The sequence below is a fragment of the Paraburkholderia caledonica genome (assembly GCF_000383275.1).
GTDB classification, from domain to species: Bacteria; Pseudomonadota; Gammaproteobacteria; order Burkholderiales; family Burkholderiaceae; genus Paraburkholderia; species Paraburkholderia caledonica.
Genome location: NZ_KB911034.1, coordinates 388,044 through 406,107, shown reverse-complemented (window position 1 = coordinate 406,107; position 18,064 = coordinate 388,044). Strand labels below are relative to the sequence as shown.

General features: G+C 61.2%; 15 protein-coding genes. 8 read left to right on the top strand and 7 right to left on the bottom strand.

The features are described 5' to 3' along the window. Positions 1-72: 72 nt before the first annotated feature. From H281_RS0101885 to H281_RS0101865, 5 genes are all read left to right on the top strand, one after another. Positions 73-1,677, top strand: a complete 1,605-nt coding sequence (locus tag H281_RS0101885) for a benzoate-CoA ligase family protein (protein ID WP_020065397.1) — start codon at positions 73-75, stop codon at positions 1,675-1,677. Positions 1,678-1,685: 8 nt separating this feature from the next. After that, entirely contained in the window at positions 1,686-2,540 is an 855-nt protein-coding gene (locus H281_RS0101880; RefSeq protein WP_020065396.1) for an alpha/beta fold hydrolase, read from the top strand. Between the two features lie 179 nt (positions 2,541-2,719). After that, a complete protein-coding gene (locus tag H281_RS0101875; RefSeq protein ID WP_020065395.1) occupies positions 2,720-3,043 on the top strand; it encodes a hypothetical protein in 324 nt (107 codons plus the stop codon). 78 nt (positions 3,044-3,121) lie between these two features. Further along, positions 3,122-5,233, top strand: coding sequence for a phosphocholine-specific phospholipase C (locus tag H281_RS0101870; protein ID WP_020065394.1), 2,112 nt, complete (start codon positions 3,122-3,124; stop codon positions 5,231-5,233). 240 nt (positions 5,234-5,473) lie between these two features. Continuing rightward, the gene (locus H281_RS0101865; protein WP_020065393.1) at positions 5,474-7,273 is read left to right on the top strand and encodes a methyl-accepting chemotaxis protein; all 1,800 of its coding nucleotides are present in this window, start codon (positions 5,474-5,476) and stop codon (positions 7,271-7,273) included. A gap of 29 nt (positions 7,274-7,302) precedes the next feature. On the opposite strand, the gene H281_RS0101860 is transcribed toward H281_RS0101865, so the two are convergent. The 3 genes from H281_RS0101860 to H281_RS0101850 form a co-directional block, all read right to left on the bottom strand. Next, positions 7,303-7,683, bottom strand: a complete 381-nt coding sequence (locus tag H281_RS0101860) for a DUF5594 family protein (protein ID WP_020065392.1) — start codon at positions 7,681-7,683, stop codon at positions 7,303-7,305. A gap of 84 nt (positions 7,684-7,767) precedes the next feature. After that, positions 7,768-7,956: a hypothetical protein gene (locus tag H281_RS0101855; RefSeq protein ID WP_020065391.1), complete on the bottom strand. Its 189-nt coding sequence runs from the start codon at positions 7,954-7,956 to the stop codon at positions 7,768-7,770. A gap of 172 nt (positions 7,957-8,128) precedes the next feature. Beyond that, complete coding sequence (locus H281_RS0101850) at positions 8,129-9,037, bottom strand: LysR family transcriptional regulator (RefSeq protein ID WP_020065390.1); 909 nt, start codon at positions 9,035-9,037, stop codon at positions 8,129-8,131. Between the two features lie 147 nt (positions 9,038-9,184). On the opposite strand from H281_RS0101850, the gene H281_RS0101845 reads away from it, so the two are divergent. From H281_RS0101845 to H281_RS0101835, 3 genes are read left to right on the top strand one after another with little or no spacing between them, the layout of a single operon-like run. After that, a complete protein-coding gene (locus H281_RS0101845; RefSeq protein ID WP_020065389.1) occupies positions 9,185-11,305 on the top strand; it encodes a 3-hydroxyacyl-CoA dehydrogenase NAD-binding domain-containing protein in 2,121 nt (706 codons plus the stop codon). A gap of 46 nt (positions 11,306-11,351) precedes the next feature. Further along, on the top strand, positions 11,352-12,560 hold the full coding sequence (locus H281_RS0101840; RefSeq protein ID WP_020065388.1) for an acyl-CoA dehydrogenase family protein: 1,209 nt from the start codon (positions 11,352-11,354) through the stop codon (positions 12,558-12,560). 12 nt (positions 12,561-12,572) lie between these two features. Then, the gene (locus H281_RS0101835; RefSeq protein ID WP_020065387.1) at positions 12,573-13,703 is read left to right on the top strand and encodes an acyl-CoA dehydrogenase family protein; all 1,131 of its coding nucleotides are present in this window, start codon (positions 12,573-12,575) and stop codon (positions 13,701-13,703) included. Positions 13,704-13,870: 167 nt separating this feature from the next. Here the strand turns inward: H281_RS0101835 and H281_RS0101830 are convergent, their stop codons facing one another. From H281_RS0101830 to H281_RS0101815, 4 genes are all read right to left on the bottom strand, one after another. After that, positions 13,871-14,809, bottom strand: a complete 939-nt coding sequence (locus H281_RS0101830; RefSeq protein ID WP_020065386.1) for an aldo/keto reductase — start codon at positions 14,807-14,809, stop codon at positions 13,871-13,873. Between the two features lie 217 nt (positions 14,810-15,026). After that, on the bottom strand, positions 15,027-15,326 hold the full coding sequence (locus H281_RS0101825) for an ArsR/SmtB family transcription factor (RefSeq protein ID WP_020065385.1): 300 nt from the start codon (positions 15,324-15,326) through the stop codon (positions 15,027-15,029). A 43-nt stretch (positions 15,327-15,369) separates the two neighbouring features. Further along, positions 15,370-17,235: a biosynthetic-type acetolactate synthase large subunit gene (ilvB, locus tag H281_RS0101820; RefSeq protein WP_027804215.1), complete on the bottom strand. Its 1,866-nt coding sequence runs from the start codon at positions 17,233-17,235 to the stop codon at positions 15,370-15,372. Between the two features lie 221 nt (positions 17,236-17,456). Further along, positions 17,457-18,035, bottom strand: coding sequence for an AraC family transcriptional regulator (locus H281_RS0101815; protein ID WP_020065383.1), 579 nt, complete (start codon positions 18,033-18,035; stop codon positions 17,457-17,459). Between the last annotated feature and the right edge of the window lie 29 nt (positions 18,036-18,064).

Genomic DNA, 18,064 nt, shown 5'->3' with positions numbered 1-18,064 from the left:
TAGCGCACGCAGACATTCAGCGGATCATGAGCACATAACAGCCGGACCGCCCCCACTCGATGGAGGAGACATATGGAAGCCCTGTTCGAACCGGCTGCAAGCCAGCCCGTCGTCACGGTCGAGCCGCCGCCCGCTCGCTTCAATTTCGCGGCTCATCTGTTCGCGTTGAACGCGCCGCGCGCGGCGAAAACCGCCTATATCGACGACAGCGGACACATGACTTATGGCGAACTCGAAGACCGCGCACGGCGCTTTTCGAGCGCGTTACGCGGTTTGGGCGTGCATCCGGAAGAGCGTGTGCTGCTGGTAATGCTGGACACCGTCTCATTGCCCATCGCTTTTCTTGGCGCGCTCTATGCGGGCGTGGTTCCGGTGGTCGCAAACACGCTGCTCACGTCGGCCGATTACGTGTACATGCTCACGCATAGTCATGCGCGTGCGGTCATTGCGTCGAGCGTGCTGATCCCGAATGTCACGCAAGCCATGGAGACGGCCGAGCACGACGGCTGCCAGCTGATCGTGTCAAACCGGGCGGCGCCAGCACCTGAAGGCGAGCCGCTCGCGGCGCCGGTATTGGAAGACCTGATCGACGCCGCGACGCCCGCCTTGAAAGCTGCCACCACAGGTTGCGACGACATTGCCTTCTGGCTGTATTCATCGGGTTCGACCGGAAAACCGAAGGGCACGGTCCACACGCATGCGAATCTTTACTGGACCGCCGAGTTGTATGCAAAGCCGGTACTCGGCATTGTCGAAAGCGATGTGGTGTTCTCCGCGGCGAAGCTGTTCTTTGCATATGGGCTGGGTAACGCGCTGACCTTTCCGCTTTCCGTCGGCGCTACTGCTGTGCTGATGGCTGAGCGCCCCACCGCCGACGCCGTTTTCTCCCGCCTCACGCGCCACCGTCCGACCGTTTTCTATGGCGTGCCGACGCTTTACGCGAGCATGCTCGTGTCGCCGAATCTGCCTGCGCGCGACGATGTCGCGATGCGCGTTTGCACCTCCGCTGGCGAGGCATTGCCGCGCGAGATCGGCGAACGTTTTACGCGGCACTTCGGCTGCGAAATTCTCGACGGCATCGGCTCGACGGAGATGCTGCATATCTTCCTGTCGAATCGCGCGGGCGAAGTCGAATATGGCACGACGGGGCGCCCTGTGCCCGGTTACGAAGTGGAGTTGCGCGACGACAGCGGTCGCGCGGTCGGCGACGGCGAAGTGGGCGACCTCTTTATCAAAGGCCCGAGTGCCGCGCTGATGTACTGGTGTAACCGCGAAAAAACGCGAGCCACTTTTCTCGGCGAGTGGATTCGCAGCGGCGACAAGTACAGCCGTCTGCCGAATGGCTGCTATGTGTATGCGGGCCGCAGCGACGACATGCTGAAAGTCAGCGGCCAGTATGTGTCGCCGGTCGAAGTGGAAATGGTGCTGGTGCAGCATGACGCAGTGCTCGAAGCGGCCGTGGTCGGCATCGATCACGGCGGCCTTGTGAAAACGCGCGCGTTCGTCGTATTGAAGCGCGAGTTTTCACCGTCTGAGATACTGGTGGACGAATTGAAGGCGTTCGTGAAAGGCCGGCTCGCGCCGCACAAGTATCCACGCGATATCGTTTTCGTCGACGACTTGCCGAAGACCGCCACCGGAAAAATTCAACGCTTCAAACTGCGCGAACAGTCATAAGGTGATACATGCAGAATGCCGCTGTCGAGACGCCCATTAGCCATTTCGCCGATTTGCCCGCCACGGCATCGCACGGGCCGCTGCGTATTGAATATCGCTGGTTGAACGGTGCAGCCGCTGAACCAACTGGCAACGCAACGAGCCATGCGCCAATCGCCGTCTTTCTTCACGAAGGACTCGGCTCGATCGCCATGTGGCGCGACTGGCCACAATCGTTGTGCGAGCGGCTCGGCATGCGTGGACTCGTGTACTCGCGTCCCGGTTATGGTTTGTCGACACCGCGCCCCCACCACGTCAAATGGCCGGTCGACTTCATGAGCGACCAGGCGCGCGATATTTTGCCCGCCCTGCTGGACGAACTCGGCATCGGCCTGCAGGAACGGCGGCGCATGTGGGTCATTGGACACAGCGACGGCGGCTCGATCGCATTGCTTTACGCGGCGTTGCATCCCGACGCCCTGGCGGGCGCGGTGGCCATCGCGCCGCACGTATTCGTCGAAGAGCTATCGGTGCAAAGCATCGCGCAGACAAAGCAGCTTTACGAAAGCACCGACCTGCGTGACAAGCTCGCCCGCTATCACGCAGACGTCGATTCCGCTTTCTATGGCTGGAACGATATCTGGCTGGACCCCGCATTCCGCGACTGGTCGATTGCGCAGCAGCTTTCGACGATCAGCAAGCCTTTGCTCGCCCTACAAGGCCACGACGACAACTACGGCACGATGGCTCAGATCGACACCATTCCCGAATATGCGCCGCATGCGGAACTCGTCAAGCTCGACGCTTGCGGACACTCGCCACACCGCGATGCGCCTGACCGGTTGAACGAAGCAATCGCGGAGTTCGTGTCGCGACACCGGTAGCGGCAAGCTGCCGCTCGCCGGCACGCAACGGACGGAGCGGCAGCCTCTATCCCCATTTGTCACCAAATCCCCAAATTTCCAAAACTTCACAAAACTTACACAGGTAAGCGGATATTCTCTTCGCACCGCTGACCTGGGCACACCGATGCCCGCGCGTTCCCCGTGCCGGAGACATCGCTATGTCCTATGCGTCGAAGCCGTTCAGTGCCTTGCATCGCAAACGTTTGGCCATTGCGCTCGTGGCGCTGCCGCTTTCCGCGCTGATCGTCGGCTGCGGCAATGACGACGCCAAGGCGCCGGATACGGGCAACGCCGGCTCCGCGCTGAACGCCACCGATCAGAGCAACACCGCCGTCCTATCGGCAAATCCCCTTTCTGCATCGCCCTCGCCTGCCGCCGTCACGATTCAAAGCCCAGCACTGCCTGCATCAAGCGCCGACCCGGCATTGTCCGCCGCCGCTTCGACGCCCCTCGCCACACCTGTAATCCATACCGTTGACTGAGTCCCGCGCTTCACGCGCCGCTCATGCCTGCCGCGCTGCGTGGATCGTTTTCCCACTGAAGACACGAAAGCACATACCATGACCTCAAAAAATCGTCGTGATTTTCTACGCTCTGCCGCGCACGCGGCCGGTTCCGTCACCGCGCTGAGCATGCTGCCGCAAGGCATTCGCAACGCGCTCGCCATTCCGGCGAACAACAAGACCGGCACGATCCGCGATGTCGAACACATCGTGGTGCTGATGCAGGAAAACCGCTCGTTCGACCACTACTTCGGCACGCTCAAGGGTGTGCGCGGTTTCGGCGACACGCGCGCGGTCAACCTGCCCAATGGCAAGCCGGTGTGGTATCAACCGCTTGCCGCGGATCTCGGCTATGTGTTGCCGTTTCGCCCGAGCGCGCCGAACCTCGGACTGCAGTTCCTGCAGGACCTCGCGCACGACTGGAATAGCACGCACGCCGCGTGGAACGGCGGCCGCTACGATCAGTGGGTGCCCGCCAAAGGCTCGACCACCATGGCCTACCTCACGCGCGAGGACATTCCTTTTCACTATCAACTCGCCGACGCATTCACGATTTGCGACGCCTACCATTGCTCGCTGATGGGCCCGACGGACCCGAACCGCTACTACATGTGGGCAGGCGGTGTAGGCAACGACGGCACCGGCGGCGGTCCTGTGATCGACAATTCCGAACTCGGCTACGGCTGGTCGACCTATCCGGAAGTGCTGCAAAACGCGGGCATTTCGTGGAAGATCTATCAGGACATCGGCACCGGCCTCGACGCCAAGGGCTCGTGGGGCTGGACTCAGAACGCTTACATCGGCAACTACGGCGACAACTCGCTGCTCTACTTCAACCAGTACCGCAACGCTCAGCCGGGCAACCCGCTGTATGAGAACGCGCGCACCGGCACGAATGCATTGAAGGGCGACGGTTACTTCGACATTCTCAAACGCGATGTGCAGAACAACGCGCTGCCGCAAGTCTCGTGGATCGTCGCACCGGAAGCCTATTCAGAGCACCCGAACTGGCCCGCGAATTACGGCGCGTGGTACATCGACCAGGTCTTGCAGATCCTGACCTCGAATCCCGAGGTGTGGAGCAAGACGGTACTCCTGATCAATTACGACGAGAACGACGGCTTCTTCGACCACATGGTGCCGCCGTGTGCGCCGAGTTCGAGTGCGAACGGCCTCTCCACCGTCGACACCGTCAACGAAATCTATCCGGGCGATGCAAAGAACGTTGCCGCGCCGTACGGCCTCGGCCCGCGCGTGCCGATGCTCGTCGTCTCGCCGTGGTCCAAAGGCGGCTATGTTTGCTCGGAGGTGTTCGACCATACGTCGGTAATCCGCTTTATCGAACAGCGCTTCGGCCAGCAGCACAATCTCGGCGAGCCGAACATCTCGCCGTGGCGACGCGCGGTGTGCGGCGACCTGACGTCGGCCTTCAACTTCAGCAATCCGAACGACGCCTTCCCGACGTTGCCGAGCACGAGCGGCTATGTGCCGCCCGATCAGAACCGTCATCCGGACTACGTGCCGCTGCCGCCTGCGGTACAGGCAGTCCCGAGCCAGGAACCCGGCGTGCGCCCGGCTCGCGCGCTGCCGTATGAAATGTTCGTGCGAGTGCATGGCGAAGGCGCCGAAAAAACGTTGACCATGCGCTTCGTCAATACGGGCAGTGCGGGCGCGGTGTTTCTCGTCTATCGCGCGAACAGCCTCGAGGCGCCGCGCACGTACACGGTCGAGGCCGGCAAGCGCTTGCAGGATCAGTTCCCGCTGAATGCGGACGGCACTTACGATTTCACCGTGCACGGTCCGAATGGTTTCTTGCGCCGCTTCACCGGCCGTCCGATTGCTCGCAGCTGGTGGGACGGCTCGGATATCGCGCGCCCCGAAGTGCTCGAAGGCTACGACGTCGTGAACGGCAATCTGCAACTGCGCCTTGAAAACGTGGGCAGCGCGCATTGCAAGTTCACGATCGTCAATGCGTACGACCCGAAGCACACGATCAAACGTGTGGTGCGCGGCGGCGATACCGACGAGCTTTACCTCGATCTTCGCAATGCGCACGGCTGGTATGACCTGGCGATCACCGTCGACACCGACCCGCTGTTTGCCCGCCGTTTTGCAGGCCACGTGGAGACGGGCAAGAGCAGCATGAGCGATCCTGCGCTGGGCGCCTGAACGAGCGCGAACACCGACGCATGACAACGGCCGCTGCGATAACACGCAGCGGCCGTTTTCTTTAAATCGTAGTGCACGTTGGCCGTATTTGAATCTTATCTTCAGACGAATTCGCGCGATGCACTGCGTGAAAACACTAGCGCACATGCGCTCAAGACTTTCGGTTCGAGAGCCGTAAACCGCGTATGAGGCGCCCGCCTCAATCACTACGGCTCTATGCTCATCCGAAAGACTTCCACCATGTTCACATCCATTCGCGCGCGGATCGTTGCGCTGTGTGTCGCCATCGTCGTGGCGGCACTTGCTGCCAATGCGGTCCTTAATTATGTGGTCGCGAATTCGTATAACGCCGACGCCATCGACAGCAGTTTGACGGCAGTCGAGAGCGGCCATGCAGCCGGTATCAGCGACTGGGTTGCCGCCAATAGCCAGATGATCGACTCGCTGCAGAACGCGGTGCTGCAACCCGACCCGTCGCCGGCGCTCCAGCAGATCGCCACCGCTGGCAAGTTCACCAACGTTTATGTCGGCTACGCTGACAAGACAGCAAAGTTCTCCGACCCGACCGGCATTCCCGCCGACTACGATCCGACCGGGCGGCCCTGGTACAAGCAGGCCGTGGCAGCAGGCAAGCCGGTGGCGACGCCGCCTTATGTCGATGTCGGCTCGGGTAAGCTGGTGGTCGCGTTCGCCGCGCCCGTGGTACGCGACGGCGCGGTGAAGGGCGTGGTGTCCGGCGACGTCGCAATGGACAGCGTGATTGCCAACGTGAAGTCGATCCACCCGACGCCCGCGAGCTTCGGCATGCTAATCGATGCGAGCGGCAATATCGTCGCGCACCCGGATCCAAAGCTCACGTTGAAGCCGGTGTCCGATCTCGTGCCGGGACTCGCGGGCGACAAGCTCGCCGCGCTCTTTAGCGCGCAACGTCCGGTGCAGATGGACGTGAGCGGCAGCCCGAAACTGTTGCGCGCGCAATCCATTCCGGGCACCAACTGGTACGTGGTCGTCGCGCTCGACAAAGCGGAGGCAACCGCCGGCATGCGTTCGCTGCTGACCGCGTCCGTGATCGCGCTGATCGTGATTGCGGGCATTGCAGCGGCTGTCGTCGCGGCGGTCACTGCGGTTTCGTTCCAGCGTCTGTCGAAAGTACGCGATGCAATGGACGACATCGGTTCGGGCGAAGGCGATCTCACGCAACGCCTGCCCGCCGTCGGCAACGACGAAGTCGCGCAGATCGCCCGTTCGTTCAACACATTCATCGACAAACTGAGTCACGTGATGCGTCAGATTCGCGACGCGAGCGAGTCGGTGCGCGTGGCCGCCAATGAAATTGCAGCAGGCAACGTCGATCTGTCCGGACGCACTGAATCGGCTGCGGCGAGCTTGCAGGAAACCGCCGCATCGATGGAAGAGATCACGTCCACGGTCACCCAATCGGCGAGCGCCGCGAAGCAGGCCGACACGACCGCGGTTTCCGCATCGCAGGTCGCTTCGCGCGGCGGCGTGGTGATCTCCGAAGTGATTACCACGATGGGCGAGATCGAACATGCGTCGGTGAAGATCTCCGACATCATCGGCGTGATCGACGGCATTGCTTTCCAGACCAACATTCTTGCGCTGAACGCTGCGGTTGAAGCTGCGCGCGCCGGCGAACAGGGTCGCGGCTTCGCGGTCGTTGCGGGCGAAGTGCGCAGCCTCGCGCAACGCAGCGCCCAAGCCGCCAAGGAAATCAAGGCGCTGATCGAAGCCACGGTCGCGAGTGTGAGTTCAGGCTCGGGCCAGGTGCGCCAGGCGGGCGAAACGATGACGGAGATCGTGAGCAACGTCGCCAACGTGACCACGATCATTTCCGAAATCACGCAAGCCGCCAATGAGCAGACGCGCGGCATTCAGGAAGTGAACCGCGCGGTGAGCCAGCTGGATGAAATGGTTCAGCAGAACGCCGCGCTCGTCGAACAGTCGACCGCAGCAGCAGCCGCATTGCAATCGCAGGCGGTGAGCCTTGCGAGCGCGGTTACGCAGTTCAAGCTCGACTAGACGATCCGAAAAAACCGGTCGCGGCGGGCTCACGACTCGAAGTCGAGCCCGCCGATCAGTGCCACCGGATCGGCCTGCGTGTGCGAAAGAAAATCGAGGTCACGCGCATGATGCCACGCCGCCAGCTTTCGCGGCAGCGCAGCCAGATAGCGAGAGAAACGCGCCTGGCCTTCTTCTTTCATGAGCCTCTCGATCTCGTCGCTGTCCCACGTGAGATAGAGATTCAACGGATGCTCAAACTGGGCGATATGCTCTAGCGGTGCGGCATGAATGCGCAGGCGCGTGGGATGGCCAGGGCCTTCGTACGGCAGTACTTCCGTGTGCACGGTGGTAGCGAAGCACGCGGCGATGGCCTCGGCAATGCGAGGCGCGAACTCTTCATCGAAACGGGCGGCATTCTCTGGACGCATCTGATTCTCCGACATGCTGCGCAATGAGCGGAGCATCGTAGCATGTACTATGCGGCCCGCTGCAAGCACTCAGCTCGGCGCCGCCTAGCCCACGCGCCTCGTTTTACGCGCGCGATTGCCGCGCCGCCGGATCACGTAACTCACGAGCGCAGCGAGCGCTGCCGTCGCCGCATAGCCCGTCAGGCGAATAGCCTGCTCGGTGGGCAGGCGCGCGATCAGCATCGCGACAATGATGCTTGTGAGCACGACGAGAAATGCGATTGTCCACTTCATTCCGGTCTCCGCTGACGTTCACGACGTTCATGACGTTCTTCAGGTTCGTGGCGTACTGTTGCACGGCGCGTGCACGCTCTTTTTCACAGCATACTCGCGAGAGCTACATGAAGGGACAATTGTGGTTGGGCGAAAACGCGCGGGCTACAAAGTGTGGGATATGAAGCGCGGGCTATGAAGCGCCGCCTCTTCCGCTTGCTCGCGCCTGCGCCAGAATGAACTCGATGAAAGTCGCCGCGGCGCGAGTGTGGTGCCGGTTCGGCATGTAAAGCATGTACATGTTCGTGCCGAAGATGCTCAAACGCCATTCGTCGAGCGTGGTCACGGCATCGCCGCGTTTCAGATCATCTTGCACCACATAGTCCGGCAAGATGCCGACGCCCAGTCCTGCGAGTACCGCTTGCCGCAAAAACAGAAAGTTCTCGGAGATGATCGTCGGTTCGAGCAACACCTCGTGCCGTTCGTCACCGAGATAGGCGGCAACGCGTAACTGACGGCCCACGACCGCCGCCGTAATCAACGGCGTGGTACGCAGATCGTCTAGTTGCATGGGCATGCCGTGGCTTTCCGCGAACGCGCGCGATGCACAGGCAACGTATCTGACCGGCCCCATGTCGCGTGCCACGAGATTTTGCGGTGGCTCGGACATGACCCGCACGGCAATGTCCACTTCGTCGCGCATGAGGTCTTCCACGCGGTTCTCGAACAACACATCGAGAACGATGCCTGGATAGCGACGCTTGAACTCGATCAACCACTCCGACATGACGAGCTGGCCATAACCGCTCGGCACGCTCAGGCGCACTCGCCCCTGCAGGCTTTGCCCAAGCGTCGTTACCGATTCGCGCGCGGCCAGTAGCGCGTTCTGAATCGCGCGGCCATGCTCATACAGCTGAAGACCGATCTCCGTGGGCTCGACGCGACGCGTGGTGCGCCGAACGAGCTGCAAGCCGACCGAGCGTTCCAGCTGGTTCAGGTGGTAGCTCACGTTCGCGCGGCTCATCTTCAGGCGCCTCGCCGCCTCGCTCAGGTTACCTGCGTCGAGTATCTCCACCAGCAAAGTCAGCGAATGGACGTCCACAACCGCGCCTTTTGTCAAAGATATTTTGACAGTCTGTCAATCGTTCATGTGATTGTCAATGAACCTTGACCACTCCACAATCAGCACAATTCGCGGGCGCGGGATGCCGCCTACGCGCCCAGACAATCAGCCAGGAGACGACACGCCATGAGCCTCACCACTTCAACCGACGTCGTGACACGCGAATTGCGTGGCAAGGTGCTGCTCGTCACGATCGATCACGCGCCCGTCAACGCGCTCTCCGCCGACGTGCGGCGCGGACTGCTCGCCGCGATCGAAGCCGCCGACAGCGACCCTTCTGTGCAAGCCGTGTTGATTGTCGGCGCGGGCCGCAACTTCATCGCCGGCGCGGACATTCGCGAGTTCGGCAAGCCACCGGTGCCGCCGTCGTTGCCGGACGTATGCAACCGCATCGAAGCGTGTACGAAACCCGTCGTCGCGGCGATTCACGGTGCGGCGCTCGGCGGCGGTCTGGAGGTGGCGCTCGCGGCGCACTACCGGCTCGCCGTAGACGGGGCGAAGCTCGGCTTGCCCGAGGTCCAACTCGGGTTGCTGCCCGGCGCGGGCGGCACGCAGCGCACGCCGCGCCTGATCGGCGCCCAGGCGGCGCTCGACCTGATGTTGAGCGGTCGCCATGCAAACGCGCAGGAAGCACTGGCGTTAGGGCTCGTCGACCGGCTTGGCAGCAGCGACGACATCCTCGCGGAAGGGCTCGCCTATGTTCACGAATTGCTTGCGGGTCATGCGCCAGTGCGGCGCACCCGTGACGCCACTGCGTTGAACGACCGGGCCTCGAGCCTCGCCGCAGTCGCTACGGCACGCGCCGAGACCGCGAAAAAATCGCGTGGTCTGTTTTCACCGCTAAAAATCGTCGATGCAGTCGAAGCGGCGATCGCACAGCCTTTCGAAGACGGCTTGCGCCGCGAACGCCAACTCTTTCTCGAATGCCTCGACAGTCCGCAGCGTGCGGGCCTCGTTCATGCGTTTTTTGCGGAGCGCGAAGTGCTCAAAGCGCCCGAGACGCGCGACACGAAGCCGCGGGCGCTGAACGCGATTGGCGTCGTCGGCGGCGGCACGATGGGTGCGGGCATTGCCGTCGCAGTGCTCGACGCGGGCCTGCCCGTGACGATGATCGAGCGCGATGAAGCTTCGCTCGCCCGGGGCCGCGCGCACATCGAAAAGGTCTATGACGGCCTGATTGCGAAGGGCCGCATGAGCGCCGAGAAAAAGGCCCAACTCATGGCGCGCTGGACCGGCAGTACTTCATACGATGCACTCGCCGACGCAGACCTCGTGATCGAGGCTGTGTTCGAAGATCTGTCGGTCAAGCAGGCCGTGTTTGCCGAACTCGACCGCGTGTGCAAACCGGGCGCGGTGCTCGCAACCAACACGTCGTATCTGGACATCGACGCGATTGCAGCCAGCATCTCACGCCCCGCCGATGTGATCGGTCTGCACTTCTTCTCGCCGGCCAACATCATGAAGCTGCTTGAAGTAGTCGTGCCGAAAGCCGTCAGCGCCGACGTGGTCGCCACCGCATTCGAGCTTGCAAAGAAGCTGCGCAAGACGCCGGTACGCGCAGGCGTGTGCGACGGCTTCATCGGCAATCGCATTCTCGCCGTGTATCGCAGTGCCGCCGACGCAATGATGGAAGACGGCGCCTCGCCCTATCAGATCGATGCAGCGGTACGCGCTTTCGGCTTCCCGATGGGGCCGTTTCAGGTGGTGGATCTCGCGGGTGGCGACATTGGCTGGGCAGCGCGCAAACGGCGCGCAGCGACGCGCAATCCGGCGGCGCGCTATGTGCAGATTGCCGACCGTCTATGCGAGCGAGGCTGGTTCGGTCAAAAAACGGGACGCGGCTTTTATCTGTACCCCGAAGGATCGCGCAGCGGCCAGCCCGATCCGGAAGTCGAGGCGATCATCGATGCCGAGCGTGTACGAGCCGGCATCACGCCGCGTGAATTCTCCGACGACGAGATCATTCGCCGCTACATGGCTGCGATGATCAATGAAGGAGCGAATGTCGTGCACGAACGGATTGCGCTGCGACCGCTCGACGTCGACGTGACCTTTTTATACGGCTACGGTTTCCCGCGTTATCGCGGCGGCCCGATGAAATATGCGGACATGATCGGCCTGCCGCGCATTCTCGCGGACATCCGCGAATTTGCGAAAGAAGACCCATTGTTCTGGCGAGCTTCGCCCTTGCTGATTGACCTGGTCGAGCGCGGCGCGGATTTTGCGAGCCTCAATCACGCGGCATGAAGCGGCTCTTTCTCAGCGTAGCCGTTGAACTCACGAAGGAACAGTCATGGATCTGAACTTCACACCTGAAGAAGAAGCCTTCCGCGAAGAGGTGCTTGCGTTCTTGCGCGACAAGCTTCCACAGCACCTCGCCGACAAGGTGCATGGCGGCCGGCGCCTCACGCGCGACGACATGGCCGGGTGGCATGCGATTCTGAACGAGCGCGGCTGGCTCGCGAATCACTGGCCGGCAGAATACGGCGGACCGGGTTGGACTGCAGTGCAGAAGTTCATCTTCGAAAACGAATGTGCGCTGGCCGGAGCGCCGCGCATCGTGCCGTTCGGCGTCAACATGCTCGGACCGGTGTTGATCAGATACGGCAGTGAATCGCAGAAGCGGCATTGGCTGCCGCGTATTCTCGATGGTTCCGATTGGTGGTGTCAGGGCTACTCAGAACCCGGCGCAGGGTCCGATCTCGCTTCGGTCAAGACCACTGCCGTGCGCGGCGTCGACGCGGACGGCGAGCATTACATCGTGAACGGCCAGAAGACCTGGACCACGCTCGGCCACTACGCGAACATGATCTTCTGTCTCGTGCGCACCGCAACCGACGTACGCAAGCAGGAAGGCATCAGCTTCCTGCTGATCGATATGAAAACGCCGGGCGTCGAAGTAAGGCCGATCATCACGCTCGATGGCGAGCATGAAGTGAACGAAGTATTTTTCACCGACGTGCGAGTGCCCGCTGAGAACCTGGTCGGGGAGGAAAACAAGGGCTGGACGTACGCCAAATATCTGCTGACGTACGAGCGTACGAATATTGCGGGCGTCGGGTTCTCCGTCGCGGCGGTCAACCGGCTGCGCAAGATTGCCGCGAAACAGCAGCGCAACGGCCGGCCGCTTTGCGAAGATCCGGCGTTCGCGGCGCGCATGGCACGCGTTGAAATCGATCTGGAGAACATGAAGACGACCAACTTGCGCGTGATCGCGGCAGTAGCGGGTGGCGGCGTACCGGGTGCCGAGAGTTCGATGCTGAAGATTCGCGGCACGGAGATTCGCCAGGAAATCTCGTCGCTGACGCGCCGCGCGATGGGGCCGTATGCGCAGCCGTTCATCGAAGAAGCATTGCACGACGGTTATCAAGGCGCACCGGTCGGTCCCGAAGAAGCGGCGAGCGCGGCTTCGCTGTATTTCAACAACCGCAAGCTGTCGATTTTCGGCGGCTCGAATGAAATCCAGAAGAACATCATTTCTAAAATGATCCTCGGACTGTAGGAGACGCACGTCATGAACTTCCAGCACACCGAAGATCGCCGCATGCTTGCGGATACGCTGAACCGCTTCGTCAGCGAGCAGTACGGCTTCGAGACGCGCGACAGGATCGCCCGCTCGCCTCTCGGCTTTAGCCCTGAACTGTGGAGTCGTTTTGCGGAGCTAGGCATTATCGGTGCCCTCTTCGATGAAGCGAACGGCGGCTTTGGCGGCGGCGGATTCGATATCGCGGTGGTATTCGAGAGCCTGGGCCGCGGCCTCGTGGTCGAACCGTTCCTCGATACGCTTATTGTGGGGCAGGCCGTCGCACGAAGCGGCAACGCCACGCAACGCGCCCTGCTGGGCGAATTGATCGACGGCTCGCGTATCGCCGCACTCGCGCATGGTGAACCCGGCGGCCATTACGAGCTCTCGCGTGTCACCATGCGCGCCCAACGCGAGGGCAACGCGTGGCAATTGAACGGCGCTAAAGCGGTGGTGCAGCACGGTGAGCACGCTGCACTCTTCCTCGTGTCCGCGCGGACCACCGGTGCGGACGATTCAGAGGAAGGCATAGCGCTCTTTCTCTTGCCTCGGGACGCAGCGGGTGTCAGCGTGCGGGGCTATCCGAAGATCGACGGCGGACGCGCAGCCGAAGTCACGTTCGACAATGTCACACTCAGCGAAGAATCGCTGCTTGGCGCGGAAGGTGCGGGCTTCCCAACGCTCGAGTATGCGATTGCATGTGGTGTGCTTGCGTTGTGTGCGGAGGCTGTCGGCGCGATGGACGTCGCGAAGGACTACACGCTCGACTACCTGCGCACGCGCAAGCAGTTCGGCGTGGCGATAGGCAGCTTCCAGGCGCTGCAGCACAGGATGGCCGACATGCTGCTGGAAATCGAGCAGGCGCGTTCAGCGGTAATCAACGCGGCAGCGGCGCTCGGTGCGCAGCGCACGGTGCGGGAGCGCGCGGTGTCGGCGGCGAAGTACAGCATCGGCAGGATCGGCGCACTGGTCGCGCAAGAGTGCATTCAACTGCACGGCGGCATAGGCATGACGTGGGAGTTGCCGCTCGCTCATTATGCGAAGCGGCTTGTGATGATCGATCATCAGCTTGGAGATGAGGATCATCACCTGGATAGATTCGTGCGCTTGGGGCGTGAGTGAAGTCATAACCGTGTCTGCTCGCCAGGACCAGCAGTCTCCTGACCACTGATGAGAACAGCACTGATGAGAACAGTTCAGGTTCTAAGGGTTATGACTGACGCGCTCGCTTCGACGGTTTCGGGGCACTCCACGCTCGTTTCTGGCCAGCACTGCGCCAGATCGCAACCTCATTCAATGCGCGGGATAAATCCCGGGTTGCCGGTCTTCACGACCTGGTTAAACCGCTGCCTGGTTTCGATGCGATTGATCTCGTCGAAGGCATCAGCGGGAAGAGCTGAAATGTCGAAATTCTCGCGCGCACGCGCGGCGGTCTTCGGCGTCGTCAGGACGGCGGTACCACGCTGCACCGCCCATGCAAGCAGTACCTGTGCAGGCGTCTTGCCAATCCGCGCGGCAATTCGTGAGACGACCGGATCTTCGAGCGGCCCGGGTCTAATTCCGTGACCTAACGGGGCAAACGCCAGAAACACGATCTCTTTCTTCTTGCAGAACTCCAGGAGTTCGCTTTCCGGAAGATAGGGATGCGCCTCGACCTGAACCACGGCCGGCTTTATTCTTGCCGATTCATAGAGCGGTACCAGATCATCGAGGCCAATGTCGGACAGACCTATCGCGCGACATCTCCCCCCGTCGACCAGATCTTCCATCGCCCGCCATGTATCGAGCAGGGTTACTCCTTCGTCATAGAGGACGTTTCCATTTGCGTCGCGAGGATCCTGCTCGTCTCCCGCCTGGAATGCGAACGGCGTATGAATGAGATAAAGATCCAGATAGTCGAGTCGAAGCCTTTCAAGGCTCGCGTCGAAAGCCGGTTTCACACGCTCCGGGCGATGATTCGAATTCCATAACTTCGTGGTCACGAAGATGTCTTCGCGTGCGATTCCTCCCGCTGCAAGCCCCGCTTGTAACGCGTCGCCCACCTCGCGCTCGTTGCGATAGCGTTCCGCACAATCGAAGTGCCGATAGCCCGCTTCCAGCGCGTCTTTCGTGGCGCTTATCGTGATGGCCGCATCGGCGATCAGCGTGCCAAAGCCGATTGCGGGCATAGAGCCGCCTCCGTGGTTCAGCGCAATTCTTTTGAGCCGGAAATCGCAAGGCTCGATCATGACGATACCTCCGCATTGAGTGGTGCCGCACAGGTCCCGTAGCCGGGTACTCCGGTCGGGCAAAGAGACAGGGTCAATGCCACGCATCGAACCTGAAGCGAAGACTGTGCCTTTGCAATTGTCCAACCCTTGTCTCGACTTCCAGCATAGGACGATTTGTGAAGAACACCGGACGATTTCGACGAAGAGAAGAGACGCGATGCGCCGCGCGCCGCATTCACAAATGTAAGCTGACCTGTCTGGCAAACTCGCCGATCACCTCTTCATTGCGCGATAAAAAGACCCACTGGCCCACTCGCGTCGGAACCACAAGTTGCGCCTCTACCAGGCTTGCAACGTGCGCCGAGACCGTGGACTGCGATAGACCGCTGCGCGCGTGAATCGCGTTCGGTGGCACGCCACGACTGAAATCGATGTGACCCTGTGCAAAAACTTCGTCCGGCGTCTTTAACCAGGCGAGAATCTGCCGCCGGAAGGGATTGGCTAGCGCCTTATGAATCAGGTCGACATCAATCATGGCGTTTTGCCCGGAATGGAAATAGAACGCATCGAAAGCATGCTCAGAACATGTCCGCGGCCTGAAGCCGCACTGCCCCTTCCTCTCCCGCCACCGTCTCGGACCGCGACGCTATGAACGGCCCTGTGATCATGTTCGAATAGCTTTGACCCGGACCTACCATTGGAAATACGTCGGCGTTCTGATCGATCATCACTTCCAGAAAGGCGGGTCCCTCGAACGCCACGAATGCTTTCAGTTTCTCATCGAGTTCGCTCGGCGTTTCGACGCGACAGGCAAACTCGAAGCCGTCCGCGCGCGCCGCCATCACAAAGTCCTTGCGATGAAGAGCCTTGTCGCTTACGAAAGTACGTCCTTCGTAAAAGAGACGCTGCCACTGGCGAATCATCCCGTCACCGCGATTGTTGAGCAGCAAAACCTTCACTGGAACGCCATACGTGCTGGCCGTTTCGAGTTCTCCAGCGTTCATGCGGATACTGCCGTCACCGTCGATGTCGATAACCAGCGCATCAGGCCGCGCCAGTTGAGCGCCGATTGCGGCGGGCAGACCGAATCCCATCGTGCCCATGCTGCCCGAGGTAAGAAAGCTTCGCGGCTCGGTGAACTGGTAGAACTGTGCGGTCCACATTTGATGCTGGCCTACACCTGTGCTGATGATTGCGCGCCCACCGGTAATTTCGCTGAGCTTTTCAATCACACGCTGCGGCTGAATCAGCGGGTTGCTGCGGTCATAGTTCATGCCGTGGCGCTGCCTCAGTTCCGTCACCCATCCGATCCATAGGGCGGACGACAAAGCAACGGACTCGTGCTCCATCAATGCGCGCAATGCCTGCCTCGCGTCGCCTATGTGACTCCAATGCGCGCGCTTGACCTTGTTGATCTCCGCCTCGTCGATGTCGATATGTGCGACGTGTCGCGCGCCTGCCGCAAACATGTCCGGTCGGCCGCCCGCGACCCGGTCGTCGAAGCGTGCGCCCACCGCAATCAGGAAGTCGCAATCTTCAACGGCGTAATTCGCGCAGGCGGCGCCGTGCATGCCGAGCATGCCGAGCGATAGCGGGTGTTGCGCTGGTATCGCGCCGAGGCCCATCAACGTCGTCACGACCGGGATCTCGTAACGCTCCGCGAACTGACGCAGTTCGGCCGTTGCGCCTGCCGCGATAACACCGCCGCCCACATACAGGAGCGGTCGCTCGCTTTGTCTAAGGAGATCGAAGAACTGGGCGCCTTTTTGCTCGTCAAGACGAGAACCGTTAGCCACCAATTGCAACCGGTCGGAGTAGCCGCGAAAGTGCAAGGTGCCTTGCCCCTGATACTGACCGACCCAGTTCTGGATGTCCTTGGGCACATCTACCACGACGGGACCAGGGCGGCCGGTGCGCGCGATTTCGAATGCCGTGCGCAATGTCTGTTCGAGTTTGGCGGGGTCGGTGACGAGAAACACCTGTTTGGCGCAGGCCGACATGATGTTGAAGACCGGCGCCTCCTGGAAAGCGTCACTGCCGATTGCCGCACGCGGCACCTGCCCGCATATGAGGACGACGGGAATCGAATCGCCGTTACAGTCGGCGATCGGCGTGACTGCATTGGTCGCGCCAGGCCCGGACGTCACCATGAACACACCTACTTTTCCGCTCGCGCGCGCATAGCCGGCCGCCATGAAACCCGCCGCCTGTTCGTTGGCCGGCACGACGAATTTGATCTGGCGTTCAGGGCGTGCGGCGTGTGATTCGTTGAAACGGAACACCGCGTCATAAGTCGGCAGGATCGCGCCGCCGCTATATCCGAATAGCGTATCGACGCCCTGCTCCGCAAGTACGCGCAGGATAATGTCGGCGCCCGACATTGGTTCGCCGGGAAGCGTTGGTACCGGACAGACTTGTGAAGCAACGTTCAGATTCGTGGTCATGGCTGACTCGTGTGGAGAACCGCCTTGGGATCAACGGCCAGTTCTTACCGGCGATGGACCGGAAGAACCATGAAGACGATTCTGCCAATGTTCGAAACAGCACGCTCAACGATGCAGGCGCTCTACGGGCCAAAAGAGAACACATCCGGGCCAGCGTATCGCCGCGGCATTGCGAAAAAGGAAACGCGGTCGTTCCAGCACCTTGCGGTACACGCTTCGGTTCAAATGCCTGGACGCAATAGTGCTTTTGCAACGTCGCCGGCGATTTGTTCGCCCAGATCTTCTCCGACGAGAGCCAACGCGAGATAGATACCGGCACTCACGCCGCCCGACGAATAGAGATTGCCGTCCTTCAAGCAGATTTCATCCGTTACAACGTGTACTAATGGATACTCGCTTGCAAGACGCTGTGCGTCGCACTCACGCGTCGTCAGCCAGCGATCGTTCGCAAGACCCGCACGCGCCACGAGAAAAGCACCGTTCGACACCGACGCGATCTTTCTCGCGCTGCCTCCAGCGTTCGTTAGCCAATTCACCAGCTCGCGGTGCTCGCGCTCCGAACCTATCGCCGGAGAACCGGGCACCATGACAATGTCCAACGATGTCTGCAAATCGCGCAGAGATGCTGTGGTGCCCACCGCGGTGCCGTTCGAGCATGTAACCGGACCGGGACGCGGCCCGACAACGTGCTGCTCGTAGAAGGCGGCGCCGCATACGCGGTTCGCTTCCTGGAACACGTCCATTGGGCAACTCACCTCGAGCAGTTGAAAACCTGAATACACCATCATTCCGACACGCATGCGCCGTTACTCCGCGAGTGCACTCAACT